Raw genomic sequence first — 17,261 nt, 5'->3', positions numbered from 1 at the left:
TTACTCTCCAACAACAGGTTCTGGGGCGCCGACCTTCCTGTTACGGCCCAGCGCCGCGCGAAATAGCGCACGGGTATCATGCCAGAGTAGGGTCAGCAGAAAATAGGGTGAAACGCCGCGTTCCTTGCGGGTGATCAGGCACCGTAGCCAATGCAGGAACCCACCTGCAAGATGGGCCAGAGTGGCACCAGCCGCGTAAAGCGCGCCGTGGTTTTTGACAAAATAGTGCAGCCTTGAATCGTACCAGTATCCGGGCACGCGCCTCCACGTTTTCATACCCGTCGAGGCCGAGCCGATATGCATGACCTCACTGTTGCGCACATAATCGGTGCGATACCCGGCAAGGGCGGCCCGACGGCAAAGGTCGGTTTCCTCAAAATAAAGAAAGAAGGTTTCGTCAAACAGTCCGATCTTGGCCAACACGCTGTCACGCATCATCAGGCTGGCCCCGGCCAGCCAGTCCACAGGCTGCGTTTCCGTCGGGATCGGGATGGGAACGGCCCTGTGGCCCAGCAGCTTGCTGACGGGCCCGAAATTGATCGAGCCCTCAAACTCGCTGGCGATCGAAGGAAAGCGGAAGCTGGTCAGATGCGGCTCTCCATCGTCGCCGTAGATATAGCTGCCCGCGAGCCCGGCCTCGGGCGTGGTTTCAAGATGGCTCAGCAGGATGCGGATTGCATCCGGCGCAGGGAAGGCATCCGAGTTGACGATATAGCAATAATCGGGCCGCGATCCGTCGCTTAGCCCAGCGCGGATGCCCACATTGTTGCCAGCACCGAAGCCGCCATTATGGCCGGATTGGATCACCCGAACCTGCCCGTCCTTGTCCCAGCCTTGTTCAGTCACATGGGTCAGAATCGTCTCGTAAGACCCATCCTGCGAGTCGTTGTCGACGATAATGATCTCACCCTTGATACCTTCCATCGCGGTACGCACGGCTTCGGCCGCGCGCAGGGTCATTTCCGCGGTTTTGTAATTCAGCAGAACGGTCAGGAGGCTGGGGTCAGACATTTTCTCTCCGCCTCATCCAGGCATCGTTTCATACGTGAGGCCAGAACGCGTACATTTGGTTCCAGTACCATCGAGTCATGGTCTCCGGGCACCTCGAACACCTCGATTTTCGGAGCCCATGGGGTCCAGTCATTGTCCGGGGTGATGTAGTCGCGTTCGTGGTTGATCAGGCGATCCGGGGCCACCTTCCATTTCGCCACCAGCGGTGGACGGAATAAGGTTAGCGGGCCGGACCACGGTTTCAGCGGATAAGAGCCAACGCTTTCCAGAAACGCCTCTTCTATGGCAGCGTTGTGGAATTGCTGGCCTTCGGCTTCCGGTTCTTCATCAGATTTGCGTTTCTCCATCTCCCACGCGATGCGGTTCTTGGCCCATTCAACAGGGTAGCTTGGGCCGCGTTCGCGCAGTTCCAGAAGCTGGATCATGATCCGGTCGCGTTTGCTGATTGAGGGCCGCACCGGCAGCGGGGTGTCGAGCATTACCAGCGCGCTGACTTCTTCGCCCGCCGCTGTCAATTGCTGCGCGATCTCATAGGCTGTGATGCCACCGCCCGAGAAGCCGCCCAGCATGTACGGTCCTTTTGGCTGAACCTGCCGCATCTCGGCAATATAATCACGCGCGGCCTCGCACAGGTCGCGATGGGGGTCTTCATCCCCGAACAGTCCACGCGCCTGTAGACCATAGAAGGGCCGGTCGGTGCCGATCAGATGCGCCAGGTGACGCAGGTTCAGCACGTTGCCGAACATACCTGCGACAAGGAAGAACGGCGTCTTTGGTCCGCCCTCGCCGGTGTGCATCGGCACAAGATGAGTGAACCTCCGTTCCGGAGTGGCCGGGGCAGCCGCTGGTGCTTCGCCACCACCTCCTTCGGTCGGAACACCGCGTGCGGCGATCAGTTCCGCACATTTGCGGATTGTCGGAGCTTCGAAGAGGACCGAGATCGGGAAATCCACGTTGTAGGTTTTGCGGATTTGCGCGAAGAGACGCACGGCGATCAAAGAATGGCCGCCAAGATCGAAGAAACTGTCTTCGACCCCGATCTGATCGACGCCCAGCAGTTCCTGCCAGAAGCCGGCCAGCCGGATTTCGATATCATTTTCAGGGGCCACGTAATCCGAGTCTAGCTCGGGCCGTTCAAACTTCTGTTCCGACCCGGCGGCATCGGCATTGCTTTCACCCGCCTGCGCCACAAGGCCATTCAGATCAAGCGAGGACAGGATGACCTGCGATTGCTTTGCTGCCAGCGCCCGGAAGAACAGATCGGCCCCTTCGCTGGCCAGAATACCCTGCGACAGGTTGTGGCGCAGACGTTCCTCGGCTGGCGACAGCGGGGCCGGAGTGTCCAATTCGCTTGTCTGCGCGGTCGGAGCCTCGGACGCAGCAAAACCGGCGGCCTCTTCCATGCGGCGGATCGAAAAGCCCTCGACCTCAACGCAGACGGTGCCGTCTGGGGCAGTGATCGTGACGTCGAAACTGGCGGTTTCACCATCAGCCCGGTTATCGCCCGCATTGCGCACCCAACTGACGATTTCCGCAGGCAAGGGTCGGTGAACACGGACTGATCGGTATGAAACAGGCACCCACAGGTGGGTCGGCTCATAGCCTTCGATCAGCGCCATGGCCCAACCGGTTGCCAGATCCATCAGGCCGGGATGCAGGCGATACCCTGTATCAAGATCGCTGCGCAGATCATCCGTCAGGGCCAGATGTGCAATCCCCTCACTCTGTCCAAGCGCGGTCGAGGTCAAAACACGCCAACGCGGACCAAAGGCCAGATGCGCCTCTTGGCTGGACCGCAGGCGCCCACCTTCGGGCGCTTGCCGCGGATCGGAGCAGCGCGCGGCAATCGCGGCGATATCGATAGGATCGGGCGTGGGTAGCGGCAGCAGAGACAGGCTGGCCTGCGCGTTCATTTCAAAGCCGTCACCTTCGGCAGCGCTTTCGACGACCAGATCATAACCAACATCACTGCGCGGCAGGCGCAGCTTAACCTGCTGATCTTTGCTATCGGAAACCGCGAGCGGGCGCAGGAAGTACAGATCCCTGATCTCAAACGGAGTGATCTCACCCTGCGCGTCCATCGCCTCGGCCGCCAGTTCAAGATAGCCGGTGCCGGGGATCAGCGCGTCACCTGCCTTGGTACGGTGATCGTTCAAGAACCAGCGGTCTTTGGCAGAATAGGTCGCGGTGAAGAGCCGGTTGCCCGAGGGATCGAATGTGGCCTCATCCAGCATCGGAACAGAAGCAGGCTCGGTCGGGGGTGGGGTGCCGCCCGTGCGCGCCTCCATCGCGTCGGCAGCCATGCCGACATCGGACCAGATGCCCCAGTTGATCGCCAGCACTTGCGTTTTGTCCCCGGCGCGCGCGCGGGCGTAAGCGTTAAGGTATTCATTCGCCGCCACGTAATCGACCTGACCAATCGAGGCAGTCGCTGTCGAGGTCGAGGAGAACAGCACCAACCAGTCAAGTGTGCCATCAGGGAACAACTGGTCTATGACCTGCGTGCCGTGGAGTTTTGGGGTAAAGACGTCTTCGATCTCCATCATGGACTTGGTCATGATGGGGGCGTCGTCGATCAGACCGGCTGCGTGGATGACGCCATTGATCTGGCCAAACTCGGCTGTCACCTGATCGATTGCTGCACGCATATCTTCGACATTCGAGACATCGGCGCTGATCGACAGGACTTTGCCGCCAGCAGCCTCCAACGCCTCAATCGCGCGGATACGGCGGGCTGTGCCATCTTGTGGCGCGCTGTTTTGCAGGATGCGGGGCCACTGGTCACGGGGCGGTAGAGCGCCGCGCGAGACCAGAACGATATTTGCCTTGCAGCGATTGATGAGTGACTCGGCCAGCGTCAGACCAATGCCGCCAAAACCGCCGGTGATCAGATAGGTGCCGCCATCGCGCAGTGGCAGATCCTGAGGCATCGGATCGGGCAGGGTTTGAGTACGGTATTGCTGATCCATCCGCTTGCCGCCGCGCAGGGCAGCCGTCCAATTTCCGGGAGTGGCCAGCAGGTCTTCGAGTACCTGATCGGCCAGTTCGGGCGACGGGGCAGGAGCTTTGCGTTTGCCGTTTTGCTGCGGCAGGTCGATGTCCAAAACCCCGCAGGTGATACCCGGATATTCGCGGGGGATCACGCGGGCAGGGCCAGTCAGCGTGGCCTTTTCGGGATGGGGCAGGCCTTCGTCCCGGACCTGAAACGCGCCAGAGCTTAGGATGCTGATATGCATCGGGCCCGAGAGGTCCTCTTCCCCGATGGCCTGCGCAAGGAAGAACAGGCTGAAAAAGCCCTGCTCAAGATTGCGATGGAAGAAGCTGCTGCCGGGACGGAAGCTCTCGTCCTGTGTCAGCAGCCAGCCGTGCACGATCCGGTCGGGAACGCGGTCATTAGCTGCCAGATCGGCAAGCAGCGCCTGATACCCTTCGCGCCCGCGTTCGGGGGCAAGTCGATAGGTATCAGCATCAATGCGTGCAAACGCATCGCCGGCGGTGACGAGGGTCACCGTATGTCCGGCTTTGCGCAGGCGTTCGGCCAACCCGCCGCACAGCCCGGCCTCATCCGCGAAGATCAGCCAGTTTTCCTGTGTGCTATCCGACAGATCGCCCGAGACATCCACATCACATTCGGCATATTTGGGCGACCATGCCACGCGATAGCCCCAGTCTTCGGGGTTTTCGGTCCGCATCAGCCATTTTTGCGCGCTGTCAGACTGCACCTTGCCCGGCTCGATGAAATAGGGAGAGCGCTGGAACCGATAGGTCGGCAGCGGCACCCGGTTGCGCCGTGCCTCGCCCCAGATTTGTGCCCAATCAAACGTTCCGCCAAGCGCCCAGACACGGCCCAGCATCGCCATGAAATAGGCGTCATCAGCGACGCTATCATCCGGGTGGCGCAGGCTGCCGATCACTTGATTGGCGTCAACCTTGTCATGCTGTCCTGTTAGAGAGGCCAGCGCTTTGCCAGGGCCAACCTCGATAAAGATACGCTCAGGGTTTTCAGCCAGAGTGCCGATGCAATCAGCAAAATGGACGGTGCCGCGCAAGTGACCGACCCAGTATTCGGGATCGGTAGCCTCGGTTTCGGTGATCCAGGTGCCGCTGCGGTTCGAAGGGAAGGGAATCTGTGGTGCGTTGAGCTTGATCGACCGCAGATAATCACCGAAATCCTTCAGGATCGGTTCCAGCATCCGCGAATGGGCGGCGATATCGATCGGGATGCGCTGACAGTCGACATCCTGTTTCGCCAGTCTCTGCTGCAGGTCATCCAGTGCGGCTTGTGGGCCGGTGGCGACTGTCAGGCCCGGCGCATTCACCGCACCCAGATCAAGGTCATCCCCTAGCAGCGGGCGCAGCTCATCCGCTGGCAGCGGCACGCTGAGCATCCCGCCCGCAGGCACCGTATCGAACAGCTTGCCGCGCAGATGGACCAGCCCGATGCAATCCTCAAACGACATCACGCCTGCGACACAGGCCGCCGTGTTCTCTCCCATCGAATGACCCACAAGGGCCGCCGGTTCCACGCCCCATGACATCCAAAGCTGCGCAAGCGCGTATTCGGTGATCATGATCAGTGGCAGTTGCACCGAAGGGGTCTTCAACCGCTCATCCGCCTCGGCCATCTGATCCGGCTCGGGCAGCCAGATGGCGCGGATGTCGTAGTCAAGCTTGGGCTGAAGGATATCCAGACCCTTGTCCATCCAGTCGGCAAAGACCGGTTCGGTCTCATAGAGATCGCGCGCCATGCCCGCGTATTGCGCCCCGCCGCCGGGGAACATGAATACATGGTCGGGGTTGTCCGAGATCACCGTATGAGTGAACACGCGACGCGGGTCGTTTTCTTCCAGAATCGCTGCGGCTTGTTCGTGCGTTTCAGCCACCACAACCCGGCGTTTTTCAAACGCGCGCCGACCCTGTTTCAGGGTCCAAGCCACATCTGCGAGGTTTTGACCGGGGTTCGCGCGCAAATGCGCAGCCAGCGCTTCGGCCCCTTGATCCAGCGCCTTCTTGCTGCGGGCCGAGACGGTCAGCAACTGGAACGGCCAGTCCGAAGGATCAGACTCCTGCCGTACCGGTGCCTCCTGTAAGATCGCATGCGCGTTGGTGCCCCCAACACCCAACGAGTTCACACCGGCCCGGCGCGGGCCTTTCTGCGGCACCCAGTCAGTCAGCGTGTCGTTGACGCGGAAGGGGCTGGTTTCAAAATCAATTGCCGGGTTGGGCTTTTCATAACCAAGGCTGGGCGGCAACTGACGGTGATGCAACGACAGTGACGCCTTGATCAGGCTGGCCACACCGGCGGCTGTATCGAGGTGGCCGATATTGGTCTTCACCGACCCCAGACGGCAGAACCCGGTTTCCTGCGTGGTTTCCGAGAACGCTTTGGTCAGCGCCGCCACTTCGATCGGGTCGCCCAGATAGGTGCCCGTGCCATGGCACTCGACATAGTCGATCGTGTCGGCGGTCACGTCCGCCATCATATGGGCCTCGGAAATCGCGGCGGATTGGCCGTCGACCGAGGGTGCGAGATAACCAGCCTTGGCGGCCCCGTCATTGTTGATCGCCGTACCGCGGATGACGGCCCAGATATGGTCCCCGTCCTCCAGCGCATCCGCCAATCTGCGCAGCACGACGACACCAGCGCCCGAACCAAAGACGGTTCCCTGCGCACGGTGATCGAATGCATGGCATTGGCCGTCGGGCGACAGCACCTCGCCCTCTTTATAGATGTATCCTCGGTTCTGAGGCAGTTCTATGGTGACACCGCCCGCCAGCGCCATATCGCATTCGCCGGTCATCAGCGCCTGCACGGCATAATGCGCCGCAACCAACGAGGTTGAGCATGCGGTCTGCACATTGACGCTGGGCCCCTTCAGGTCCAGCACATGACTGACACGGGTGGACAGGAAATCCTTGTCATTGCCGGTATGGCGCAACAGGAACATACCCACATCATCGACCAGATCCGGGTTTGAGCAGACGTTGAAATAGAAATAGCTGCCCATTCCGCAGCCCGCGAACACACCGATGGGTCCGGGAAAGGTCTCGGGCGGGTGGCCTGCGTTCTCCAAAGCTTCCCATGCGCATTCCAGCAGCTGCCGGTGTTGCGGGTCCATGATGGCGGCTTCCTTGGGCGAGAGGCCAAAGAACTCGGCATCAAACCGATCGAACCCGTCGAGCGGTGCGGCAAAAGGCACATAGTCAGGCCGTTTCAGAAGATGAGGTGCCTCGCCCGAGGCCAAAAGGTCTTCCTCGCTCAGGCGCTGTATCGATTCAATGCCGCCGCGCAGATTAGACCAGAATGTTTCAATCGAGTCGGCGCCGGGCAAATGCGCCGCCATGCCAACGATCGCGATATCACCATCTCTGGCTGAGTTATTCACTTTTGAACCGTCCATAACCTTAACCGAGTAACCTTTGAACGTATTAATTCCTGTACCGCATAATGCACTTGTTGCCTGGATATCTATGAACAGTATCACGGAACTTGCGGTGGTTTCCGATCAGTTAGCCCTTCCCAGATCTGAAGCTGAACCAATAATCCCAGCTTAGCGAACGAAATAGCCTGAAATATGGCCAATCCGGCGGTTTCTTCAAGCTTTCCCAATCTGTCAACCAGCAGGTGCCTATATAGGAAACAGTTTTCCAATTGACCACAGATTGTCGAGGCCTTTTTGGTGAGTGCCCCGCTTAAAAACCTGCTGATGGCGACATGTTTCGCGACCTGCATTGAGTCAAGACGACATTGCATGAAGCGCTCGCCTATAACCAGACCGGCACATTCGGAAGCTCGCCGTTTCTGGCGCTGGCTGCCGTTCTGCCCATAGGGTTTTCTGCGCTGATGTTTTCGACTGCCGAAAAACCCTTCATGGCAACGCGGAAAAAAGAGCGTCGCGAGCTCAACCCAACGATCTAGGTTTTCAGAGAAGCTTGGCTATCGCGTCTGCGTTCAGCCAGACGGCGCATAGGCCAAGGCCAATCCCGATAACGCCAAAGACCACGTCATGTAGTGGGTCCCATGCTTTGTGCCGTCGCGCCAGCAGGGCCAACATCGGAGAAACGGCAATATTGGCGATAAATTGTCCCGCCAACGCGCCGATAATTCCAAACTGGCTTACGCCGACAAGAAAGAACGTGATCTGTGTGGTCGATCTTGCGACGACATACAGGCAGAAACCACGGGAATCGCCAGCTGCCAGAGCTACCCGGTCATAGGTCTGAAGAATCACGAGTGGAGTCATTGCGACCGCAATAAGCGTGGCGATACCGCCAGCATGGGAGTACCGGGGGTCATATAGAAACGAAACGATGATCGGTGCCAGCATAGCGAGGATCAGAGTTATGCTTAGGAGCGCGCCAGTGACCAAGAAGCGCATTTTTCGCAGCTCGCGAAAGTTTTGGGCTGATTCTGATGGCGGCTTTTCGCGGTACAGTGGGATCAAAATACGCCCCAGTATCGCGTCTCCCAGAAGAAACGGGAAGCTGGCGATGAAGAAGCCGATACTGTACAGACCGAGCATTTCGATGGTCAGAAACTTCCCGAGAATGATACGATCACCCTGAGTGGCGATGAAACCAGCAATCGTACTCACATAGATCCATTTTCCAAAGTGAAAGAGCTCGCTAACCGATTGATTTTCCCAGCGGAAATGATTGCGCTCGCCGACAAGGAATAGGGTATAAAGTGTGACCTTAGAGGCGCTGGCGACGATTATGCCGACGACAAGAACCCAGATTGACTGGAACACCAGCGCCAGAACAACCATTACGATAACGCCGATGGTCTGGCCGAGGAAGTCCAGCAGCATGACCCGACCGATCATCAGGTGGCGACCTGCGGTTTCCACGGTCGTGGGTTTAAGCCCATCGATTAACAATGAGAGTCCCGCGACCGGTAGCATCAGTGCGAGCGCGGGTTCATTGTAAAACTTTGCTAGTGGGTAGGCGAGCGCGCAGCTTGCCAGCCACAAAATCGCACCGCGAGCGACCTGCATAGTCCAAGCTGTATTCAGAAAATCCGGGTCGTCGCCGCGCTTATTTTGTTGGATTGAAGGGCTGATCCCCGCGTCCGACACCATGGATAGACCAATCATCACTGCGACAATCAGTGCCATTATGCCGAAAGCTTCGGGGAAAAGTAGGCGTGTCAGGATCAGGTTCGACGCAAGCCGAACTGCCTGAGTGCCTCCGAATGAAAATAACGTCCACAAAGAACTGCGCAATGCTCGCGCATTCAGACCCTCACTGAAGAGCCCTTGCTTGTATCGCGTTAACATATTGAACCTAATATAACCTGAACACTACTGTACGAATAGATTTCAACTCGCTTAGCAATTTTTTTGCTCGAAACTACCCTTAAAATATCAATCTGGCATTTTTTTGATGATCTTGCGATTCTTGAACAATCGTGGGGCCAGTTGTGTATCATTAGTGGACTCGGTATGGGAGAGCGTGCTGGCGAACTCGAATGCGCCGCTAAATAGTGTTACGTATTGAGTGTTCAAAATATGACCATGACCAGGGTTTAGTCCGCTTCATCCAAGGAAGTGGAATTGCGGCTTCTAACTTTATTTCAGCAGCGTAATCACCGAGGCCAATCATTAGGCCGAGTTATTGTGACTTAGAACATAGCAACGAGATAGCGAATCTGGAAGAAGATGCCTCAAACTCGCCGTTTTTTGGTGTAACATGGTGCAAGCGGTGTTTTAGTTTGTGTCTACGCCGTAAGTGAAAGAGTGATCACGTTGAACATACGTACTGGCCATACGTCCGGTAATCATACGACCGGCAGCTCATTGGATATTTACACGGACCACTTCGGGTTGACCGAGCGGCCGTTTTCGCTCGTGCCTGATCCCGAGTTCATGTTCTGGTCTGCGTCTCATCAACGTGCGTTTACCATGCTGGAATACGGAATTTTGACTCGCGCGCCGATAACCCTGATTACGGGCGAGGTAGGCTCGGGCAAAACGACGCTTGTGCACCATCTACTCAAGTCGGTGGGTGATGACGTCAAGATCGGATTGATTTCCAATGCGCATGGTGACCGGGGTGAGCTTTTGCGTTGGGTTCTTATGTCACTGGACCAACCTGCGCCTGCCGGGGGTACGTATGTCGACCTCTTCGCGGCTTTTCAGGCCTATCTGATTGATCAGTACGCAAGCGGGCGCCGTGTGATCCTGATTTTCGACGAGGCTCAGAATTTGAGTGTCGAGTCGCTGGAAGAGCTTCGAATGTTCACCAATATCAACTCGAACAAAGATGAGTTGTTGCAATTGGTTCTGGTTGGGCAGCCGGAACTTCTGGATATGATCCGACGTCCCGAGATGCGTCAGTTTGCCCAGCGGGTGGCTTCGAGCTTTCATTTGACGGCGATGGATTCCAAAACGGTTCGAAAATATGTTGGGCATCGGCTGGCGATAGCGGGTGCCAAGCGCAATCTGTTCAGCCGGGCGGCCACTGATCTGGTACATGAAGCCACCGGAGGCGTCCCGCGGCTGGTCAACCAATTGTGCGATCTATCGATGGTTTACGCGTTCACACGCGGCAACAAGAGTATCATTGGGCACACTGTGCAGAAGGTTCTGGATGACGGTGCCTTTTTCGCAGCGCGCCAACCAGAGCAAACAGGCGACTTTCAGCTATGATGAGTGAGTTTCGGTTTTATTTGTCGCTTTTCTTTCGGCGCTTTCACTATCTGGCTTTGATAGTGATTGGCTGCACGGTCGCTGGTCTCGTGCTGGCGTTCACCTTGCCGCCGGTTTATCGCGCACAGGCGCGCCTGGTTGTTGAATCGCCGCAAATCCCCGGTGAGCTCGCTTCCTCTACCGTTCAGGCGAGCGGAATTGAAATCCTTGAAGTGATCCAGCAGCGTCTCCTGACGCGTTCGAAATTGCTGGAATTGTCGGACAAATTCGGAGTCCACGCTGATCAACCCGACCTGCCAGATGATGTAATCGTCGCCGACATGATCGAACGCATCACCATTGATCTTCCTCTGTTCGATTTCAACAATCGTGCTTCCTTTGTTCGGGTTTCCTTCGCTGCGCCAACCGGTGAGATTTCTGCGGTCGTCACCAATGAGCTGGTCGACCAGATTCTTGAGCAGAACATCGAGATGCGTACCAGTGCAACCAGTCAGACGCTGGCGTTTTTTGTGAGCGAAGTCGCGCGATTGGATAAGGAGTTGGGCGAGCAGGGCGCGCGCATTCTCGAGTATCAGGAAACCCACAAGGACGCCTTGCCGGAAAATCTGGAATATCGACGTAACCGTCAATCATCGCTTCAAGCGCGCGTGCTTCAGCTGGATCGGGAATTGTCGGGCCTCAGAGATCGCAGGGCGCGTTTGGTCGAGGTCTATGAGCGCACGGGCCGTCCGGATATTCTGGGTGAAAGTTTAACCCCCGAGCAGCGTCAGTTGCGGCAGCTTCAGGATCAGCGCGCTTCGGCACGGACCATTTATTCGGATGACCATCCCCGGATCAAATCCCTTGATGCGCAGATTGCCGCGTTAGAAGCAGCCAATATTCAGTTAGGGCTTGGGACTGAGACGGCTCCGAATATTACGGCGTTCGAACTGCAGCTCTCGGATATCGACGGGCAAATTGCGTTTATCGAACAAGAACGCGCCATCAATGAACAAGATATCGAAAAACTGGCGGTTTCGATCGAAGCGACACCAAGAAACGCGATTACACTTGGAACGCTTGAACGTGACTATGACAACCTGCGGGATCAATACGCTCAGGCTACAGCCAGCCTTGCCGAGGCCAGAACAGGCGACCAGATTGAAGCCCAGTCGCAGGGGCAGCGCATAACTGTAACCGAATTGGCTACGATCCCATTGCATCCGGCTGACCCGAACCGCAAACTGATCGCCTTTCTGGGGTTGGTGGCCGGTATCGGCTCGGCTGCCGCATTGTTCCTTCTGCTGGAAGTTCTCAACAACACGATACGACGGCCAAAGGAGTTGGAGGCAAAACTCGGCGGACCCGTCTTTGGTTCAGTTCCATATATCAAGACAAACGAACAGGTCGCGATGCGTAAAGGGGTGATCGCGGTGACCGTTCTGGTGCCTGTTATCGGGGGTTGTCTGCTGATCTACCTGATGCAGATAGACTATGAGCCGCTGGATCAGATCATATCAATTGTAACTGACAAATTGGGCATCGGTGCAGCATCCGAACAGTCCGGCAACGGCTGAAAAGGTATTTTTTATGGAACGCATTCAATCCGCAATTCAGAAAGCTAGAGCCGCGCGCGAGAAGACGTTGTCTGATGTCGCAACCGCCGAGCCTGTGAATGTCGCGGTTCCCCAAAGCGAGATTGCAGAACCCAACCCGGTCAAGGATACCGACAAGGCTTGGGCCGATTTGCCCCGGCAGGAATTCAGTGCCAAAGCCTTGAGACGCGCCCGCGTCGTTACGGACCAGCCGGGCGATGATTCCAGCGTATTCGACGGCATGAGAACCAAACTGCTTCATGAAATGCGCAAAAACGGTTGGCGTCGCGTTGCGATCACCTCACCTGGCAGCGCTTGTGGTAAGTCGACATTGAGCCTTAATCTGGCGTTCGGGTTGGCCCGACAGCGCGATATGCGCACAATGTTGATAGATCTCGATCTGCGCAGACCGTCCATTGAAAAGATGCTTAATCTGCCTGAGAAACATGCCTTTGCTCTGGCCTTGGCAGGTACGTCAGATCCTGAGGAGCATATGTTCTGCTATAAGAACAAGCTGGCCTTCGCCACCAATCGCAACCCTGCGCAGGACCCATCTGAACTGCTGCAAGGCAAGGATGCGGCACGGGTGATTGACGGGCTCGAGGCGCGCTATAATCCGGATGTCATGATCTTTGACACGGCACCTCTGCTGACATGCGATGACACAAACGCCTTTCTGGACCAGATCGACTGTGTGCTGCTGGTCGCAGCAGCTGAGACTTCTACGGTCGAAGAGATGAAGAAATGCGAACATGAGATTCGCGAAAAAAGCAATCTTCTGGGTGTGGTACTGAACAAGTGCCGCTATCTGGAAAAGCCCTATACCTACGGCTACTGAGAGTGACGTCAGATCCAATCCGGAAACGCGGCGTGGTAAGCCAGGAGGTAGAAGCCTGATGATGTGGTCCGATGATCATTTGCGCCGCATTCGGGCCCAGTTGTTGGGTAAGGACTCAGATAAGCTGATCCAGCTCATGCTGCAGAAAAGCCTGATGGCCGAACCGGATTCAGGGCTGTCTGATACAGTTCGCGTTGCCGAGGAACTTGAGTGGCTTGATGCATCGTCAGGCAGCTTGACGACTATGGGCCGTTTGGCATCGGATTCATGTCGCGAGTATGCGTTCTGGCTGGATCGGAACAAGGCCTTACCCTTTGAGGGGTTCGCGCCACATTTGACGGCAGAGTACTTTCGCGATCGCAACGTGATGGAGATTGGCTCGGGGATGGGGGCCAACCTGTTGTCTCTGTCGGCTGTTGGCGCTGGGGCATTCGGGATCGAACCGGTTGCGGCCTATCGCCAGATGGGTGCGATTTTCTCGGAACGCGAAGGTCTGCCCATAGCCACAGTTCATGATGGTCAGGCAGAGCAAATACCGTTCGCCGACGACCACGCAGATTTGGTTCTGTGCGTTTCGACGCATCAATATTTTGATATTCACCCTGCTCTGAGTGAGATCAAGCGTGTCCTGCGGCCAGGAGGTGAATTGATCATCATTGGGGGAACGCTTGGTGTATATTGCCAAGAAAACCTACCGGACCTTCTGCGCGGCATGGGTCAGGCAAAGGCTTATGTTATCACCGTGGTGAATACACTTAATTACATGACTATGGGAAAGCGCCTCCTTGTACCGCGCGGCGAATTCTCGACCTCGCGACCGATTTATCCCAGTCGCCGGGCGATGCAGCGATGGCTGTCGTCAGTCGGATTGAAGGAGGCATCACCATCATGCAGGGTGGAGGGTGAGACCTGTTTTCATTACATTTCGGAGCAATAAATTCAGCAACAGTGATGGTGTAATCTCCACAGTGTTGCAAAAAGAAGATCAGTTTTTACGCAGCCGGTTAATTTCTTGAGGCTGTCATGTGTTAATCCTAAGGTAGAATTGTTTTAGTGAGTAGTCATGGTCATGCAGGTACTTAGCCACAGGGGTTATTGGAAATCACCGGAAGAGAAAAACCTACCGGTTGCTTTCAGGCGTTCATTTGAACTGGGTTTCGGGACAGAGACGGATTTTCGTGATCTTGCCGGGGCTCTGGTGGTGTCTCATGATCCTCCAGTTGATGGTTGTATGCTCGCCTCTGATATGGCCGAAATCTATCGCGATCTGGGGCCCAATTTGACGTTAGCACTAAACATAAAGGCCGACGGTCTGACCGACATGGTGCGCGATTTTCTGGACGCTTATTCCATTCGCGATGCCTTTGTCTTTGACATGTCCGTCCCAGACGCCTTGCGCTGGCTAGACTCGGGTATCCCCGTTTTTACGCGGCATAGCGACGAAGAAATGGACCCCAGTTTTTATGATCGCGCGGAAGGGGTTTGGCTGGATGCGTTCCGCTCGGACTGGTGGGATACAGCTATCATCGCACGCCACTTGGATGCGGGAAAGCGGGTCTGCATCGTGTCGCCTGAACTGCATGGTCGTGATCATCGCCCGGTATGGGAGATGCTGCGCGGCTCGGATGTGCTGGGTCATGAAAATGCCCTGATTTGCACCGATTATCCTGAACAAGCCAGAGAGTTTTTCAATGACGATTGAAGCCGTAGTATTTGACATGGACGGCGTGCTGATTGACGCTAAAGAGTGGCATTTCCACGCTCTGAACCGAGCGCTGGAGCACTTTGGATATGAGATTTCGCGCGCCGACCATCTATCCACTTTTGACGGGCTGCCAACGCGTGTGAAGCTGGAGATGTTGTCGAAAGAGCGCGGTTTGCCGCGTGAATTGCATGGGTTTCTGAACACGTTGAAGCAGAAGTTTACGATCGATCAGGTACATCTGAACTGTAATCCGATCTTCGTGCATGAATATGCCCTCTCCAACCTCAAGGCGCGTGGTTACAAGCTGGGCCTAGCCTCGAATGCGGTGCGCAGTAGTGTCGAGCTGATGATGGATCAGGCTGCGCTGTCCAAGTACCTCGATGTGATGCTCAGCAATGAGGATGTGAAGAAGGCGAAGCCGCATCCCGAGATTTACCTGACCGCCGCCGAGAAGCTGGGTTTGAAGCCTGAGCAGTGCTTGGTGGTCGAAGACAATCCGAACGGGATCAAAGCTGCGGAAGAAGCAGGATGCCCCTTGCTAGTCGTTCAGACCGTATTTGATGTGCAATTGGATCGTATTCTTGATGCCATTGCTCAGGTAGAGGAGCGCGCCGCATGAAAATTGTGATTCCCATGGCAGGCGGAGATGATCTGTTCCGCAAACATGGCTTTCCTTTTGCAAAGCCGATTATCGAGATCGACGGCCGTCCTTTGATTGATCATACGACCGAGCCGTTGACCAGTATCGCCGGGGTCGAGTTTGTATTTATCGTGCGCAAGGAAGATGACCTTCGGTTTCACCTTGGAGATGTCCTGCGTTTGCTGATCCCAGGATGCTCAGTCGTGCGCGCGGATGGCAAGACGGCAGGTGCAGCTTGCACTGCGCTTTTAGCCGTTGCGCATATGGACAATGACGAAGAGCTATTGATTACCAATTCCGATCAGGTTTTGGCCTTTGATGTTGGCTCGGTAATCGACGAATTTCGCGCGCGTGATCTGGACGCAGGAACGGTTGTCTTTGACAGCGTTCACCCACGCTGGTCTTTCGTCAAGACCGACAAAGACGGGCTGGTGATCGAAGCCGCCGAAAAACGCCCGATCAGCCGCGACGCGACTGCAGGGATTTACTATTTCCGAAAGGGTGCGGACTTTGTCGAAGCGGCGAAAACCATGATCCTGAAAGGGGCTGATGTGAATGGCGGGTTTTTTGTTTGTCCGTCCTTCAATGAGATGATCTTGTCGCAGAAACAGATCGGGATTCATCGGATTGATCGTGACCAGTATATTTCATTGGCCACACCGCAGGCGGTTGAAGAATATGAGCAAGAGCTGGTGGCGCGCCGAAAGGCGGTGCGGCAATGAAAACCTTCCGCCTGAATGACATGACTAAAGGTTGGTTTGTCGGAGATTTCGACCCGGCTGTGCTGCGGACTGAAGCCGCGGAGGTCGCTGTGAAAAGCTATGATGCAGGCACTCTCGAACCACGCCACATGCACAAGATTGCACCCGAAGTGACATTGATTGTTTCGGGCCGCGTGCGGATGAATGATCAGGAATATTCGGATGGCGATATCATTCTGATTGAACCAGGTGAAGCCACTGATTTTGAAGCTCTGACCGATACCACGACCGTTGTCGTGAAACTACCCAGCATAGCAGGGGACAAATATCTATGTTGAACATCGTTGTGCCGATGGCGGGTCGTGGCAGCCGGTTTGCGACTGCTGGTTATGATTTGCCCAAACCACTGATCCCGGTTCACGGGTTCCCGATGATCCAAGTGGTGATCAAAAATCTGACACCGAGCACTCCGCATCGTTTTACGTTTTTGATCTTGCGAGACCACGATACCGAGTATGGTCTAGCTGACAAACTGCAAAGCTGGGCACCAGGCTGTGGTATCATCTATGTGGATGAAGTGACCGAGGGCGCGGCGTGCACCGTGTTGCTGGCACGCGAGGTGATTGATAATGATAACCCGCTGATGATTGCCAACTGCGATCAGTACATTGATGCAAGTATTGATGCATATCTGTCTGATATTGGCGATGCTGATGGGTTGATCATGACGATGTGGGCCGATGACGATAAATGGTCCTTCGTGCGCCGGGACGATAGCGGGCGCGTGGTCGAAGTGATCGAAAAGGTTGTCGTCTCAGACGAGGCGACCGTGGGCATCTACAACTTTGCGAAAGGTTCGGATTTCGTTGCGGCGGCGGATCGCATGATAGCGGAGGATATCCGGGTGAATGGCGAGTTTTATGTGGCTCCCGTTTATACCGCCATGGCGGATGCCGGTGCGCAAATCGTATGTCATACGATCGGTAAGGTCGGCGCTGGAATGCACGGGATCGGTGTGCCGGTTGATCTGGATGCGTTCCTCACATCTCCGGTGTCGCAGAAGGCCATCAAGGGGTTGGTTGATGAATAACGACCCACAATCTGATAACAGCCTGTTTTTTAAGGTTTGTCGACGGATTTTG

At 56.0% G+C, this 17,261-nt stretch carries 13 protein-coding genes; 10 read left to right on the top strand and 3 right to left on the bottom strand.

What is annotated here, in order from left to right; all coding sequences use genetic code 11:
* Both ACR0AZ_RS11285 and ACR0AZ_RS11280 read right to left on the bottom strand, forming a co-directional pair.
* Window positions 1-1,011: a glycosyltransferase family 2 protein gene (locus ACR0AZ_RS11285; RefSeq protein WP_480472319.1), complete on the bottom strand. Its 1,011-nt coding sequence runs from the start codon at window positions 1,009-1,011 to the stop codon at window positions 1-3.
* The gene (locus ACR0AZ_RS11280) at window positions 990-7,412 is read right to left on the bottom strand and encodes a type I polyketide synthase (protein ID WP_480667466.1); all 6,423 of its coding nucleotides are present in this window, start codon (window positions 7,410-7,412) and stop codon (window positions 990-992) included. Before ACR0AZ_RS11280 ends, ACR0AZ_RS11285 begins: the two co-directional genes overlap by 22 nt.
* 347 nt (window positions 7,413-7,759) lie before the next feature.
* On the opposite strand from ACR0AZ_RS11280, the gene ACR0AZ_RS11275 reads away from it, so the two are divergent.
* Window positions 7,760-7,930: a hypothetical protein gene (locus ACR0AZ_RS11275; RefSeq protein WP_480667465.1), complete on the top strand. Its 171-nt coding sequence runs from the start codon at window positions 7,760-7,762 to the stop codon at window positions 7,928-7,930.
* Window positions 7,931-7,934: 4 nt separating this feature from the next.
* Here ACR0AZ_RS11275 and ACR0AZ_RS11270 read toward each other — a convergent pair whose 3' ends face one another.
* On the bottom strand, window positions 7,935-9,290 hold the full coding sequence (locus ACR0AZ_RS11270) for an oligosaccharide flippase family protein (protein WP_480472321.1): 1,356 nt from the start codon (window positions 9,288-9,290) through the stop codon (window positions 7,935-7,937).
* Between the two features lie 468 nt (window positions 9,291-9,758).
* On the opposite strand from ACR0AZ_RS11270, the gene ACR0AZ_RS11265 reads away from it, so the two are divergent.
* The 9 genes from ACR0AZ_RS11265 to ACR0AZ_RS11225 all read left to right on the top strand — a co-directional run bounded on the left by ACR0AZ_RS11265 (window position 9,759) and on the right by ACR0AZ_RS11225 (window position 17,209).
* A complete protein-coding gene (locus ACR0AZ_RS11265; protein ID WP_480472322.1) occupies window positions 9,759-10,661 on the top strand; it encodes an ExeA family protein in 903 nt (300 codons plus the stop codon).
* On the top strand, window positions 10,658-12,217 hold the full coding sequence (locus ACR0AZ_RS11260; RefSeq protein WP_480667464.1) for a GumC family protein: 1,560 nt from the start codon (window positions 10,658-10,660) through the stop codon (window positions 12,215-12,217). Before ACR0AZ_RS11265 ends, ACR0AZ_RS11260 begins: the two co-directional genes overlap by 4 nt.
* A 13-nt stretch (window positions 12,218-12,230) precedes the next feature.
* Window positions 12,231-13,073 (top strand): CpsD/CapB family tyrosine-protein kinase, encoded by an 843-nt coding sequence (locus ACR0AZ_RS11255; protein WP_480658960.1) that lies wholly within the window; start codon window positions 12,231-12,233, stop codon window positions 13,071-13,073.
* 58 nt (window positions 13,074-13,131) lie between these two features.
* Entirely contained in the window at window positions 13,132-14,010 is an 879-nt protein-coding gene (locus tag ACR0AZ_RS11250; protein ID WP_480667463.1) for a class I SAM-dependent methyltransferase, read from the top strand.
* A gap of 294 nt (window positions 14,011-14,304) precedes the next feature.
* Window positions 14,305-14,775: a PI-PLC domain-containing protein gene (locus ACR0AZ_RS11245; RefSeq protein ID WP_480472326.1), complete on the top strand. Its 471-nt coding sequence runs from the start codon at window positions 14,305-14,307 to the stop codon at window positions 14,773-14,775.
* Window positions 14,765-15,397: an HAD family hydrolase gene (locus ACR0AZ_RS11240; RefSeq protein ID WP_480472327.1), complete on the top strand. Its 633-nt coding sequence runs from the start codon at window positions 14,765-14,767 to the stop codon at window positions 15,395-15,397. The genes ACR0AZ_RS11245 and ACR0AZ_RS11240 overlap by 11 nt, the downstream gene beginning before the upstream one ends.
* Complete coding sequence (locus tag ACR0AZ_RS11235; protein WP_480472328.1) at window positions 15,394-16,140, top strand: glycosyltransferase family 2 protein; 747 nt, start codon at window positions 15,394-15,396, stop codon at window positions 16,138-16,140. The genes ACR0AZ_RS11240 and ACR0AZ_RS11235 overlap by 4 nt, the downstream gene beginning before the upstream one ends.
* The gene (locus ACR0AZ_RS11230; protein WP_480472329.1) at window positions 16,137-16,457 is read left to right on the top strand and encodes a cupin domain-containing protein; all 321 of its coding nucleotides are present in this window, start codon (window positions 16,137-16,139) and stop codon (window positions 16,455-16,457) included. Before ACR0AZ_RS11235 ends, ACR0AZ_RS11230 begins: the two co-directional genes overlap by 4 nt.
* Window positions 16,451-17,209 (top strand): glycosyltransferase family 2 protein, encoded by a 759-nt coding sequence (locus ACR0AZ_RS11225; protein ID WP_480472330.1) that lies wholly within the window; start codon window positions 16,451-16,453, stop codon window positions 17,207-17,209. Before ACR0AZ_RS11230 ends, ACR0AZ_RS11225 begins: the two co-directional genes overlap by 7 nt.
* Window positions 17,210-17,261: the final 52 nt, after the last annotated feature.

This window comes from Ruegeria sp. BE3 (genome assembly GCF_056538865.1).
The sequence above is the reverse complement of the archived record's forward strand: the minus strand, read 5'-3'. Positions and strand labels throughout refer to the sequence as shown.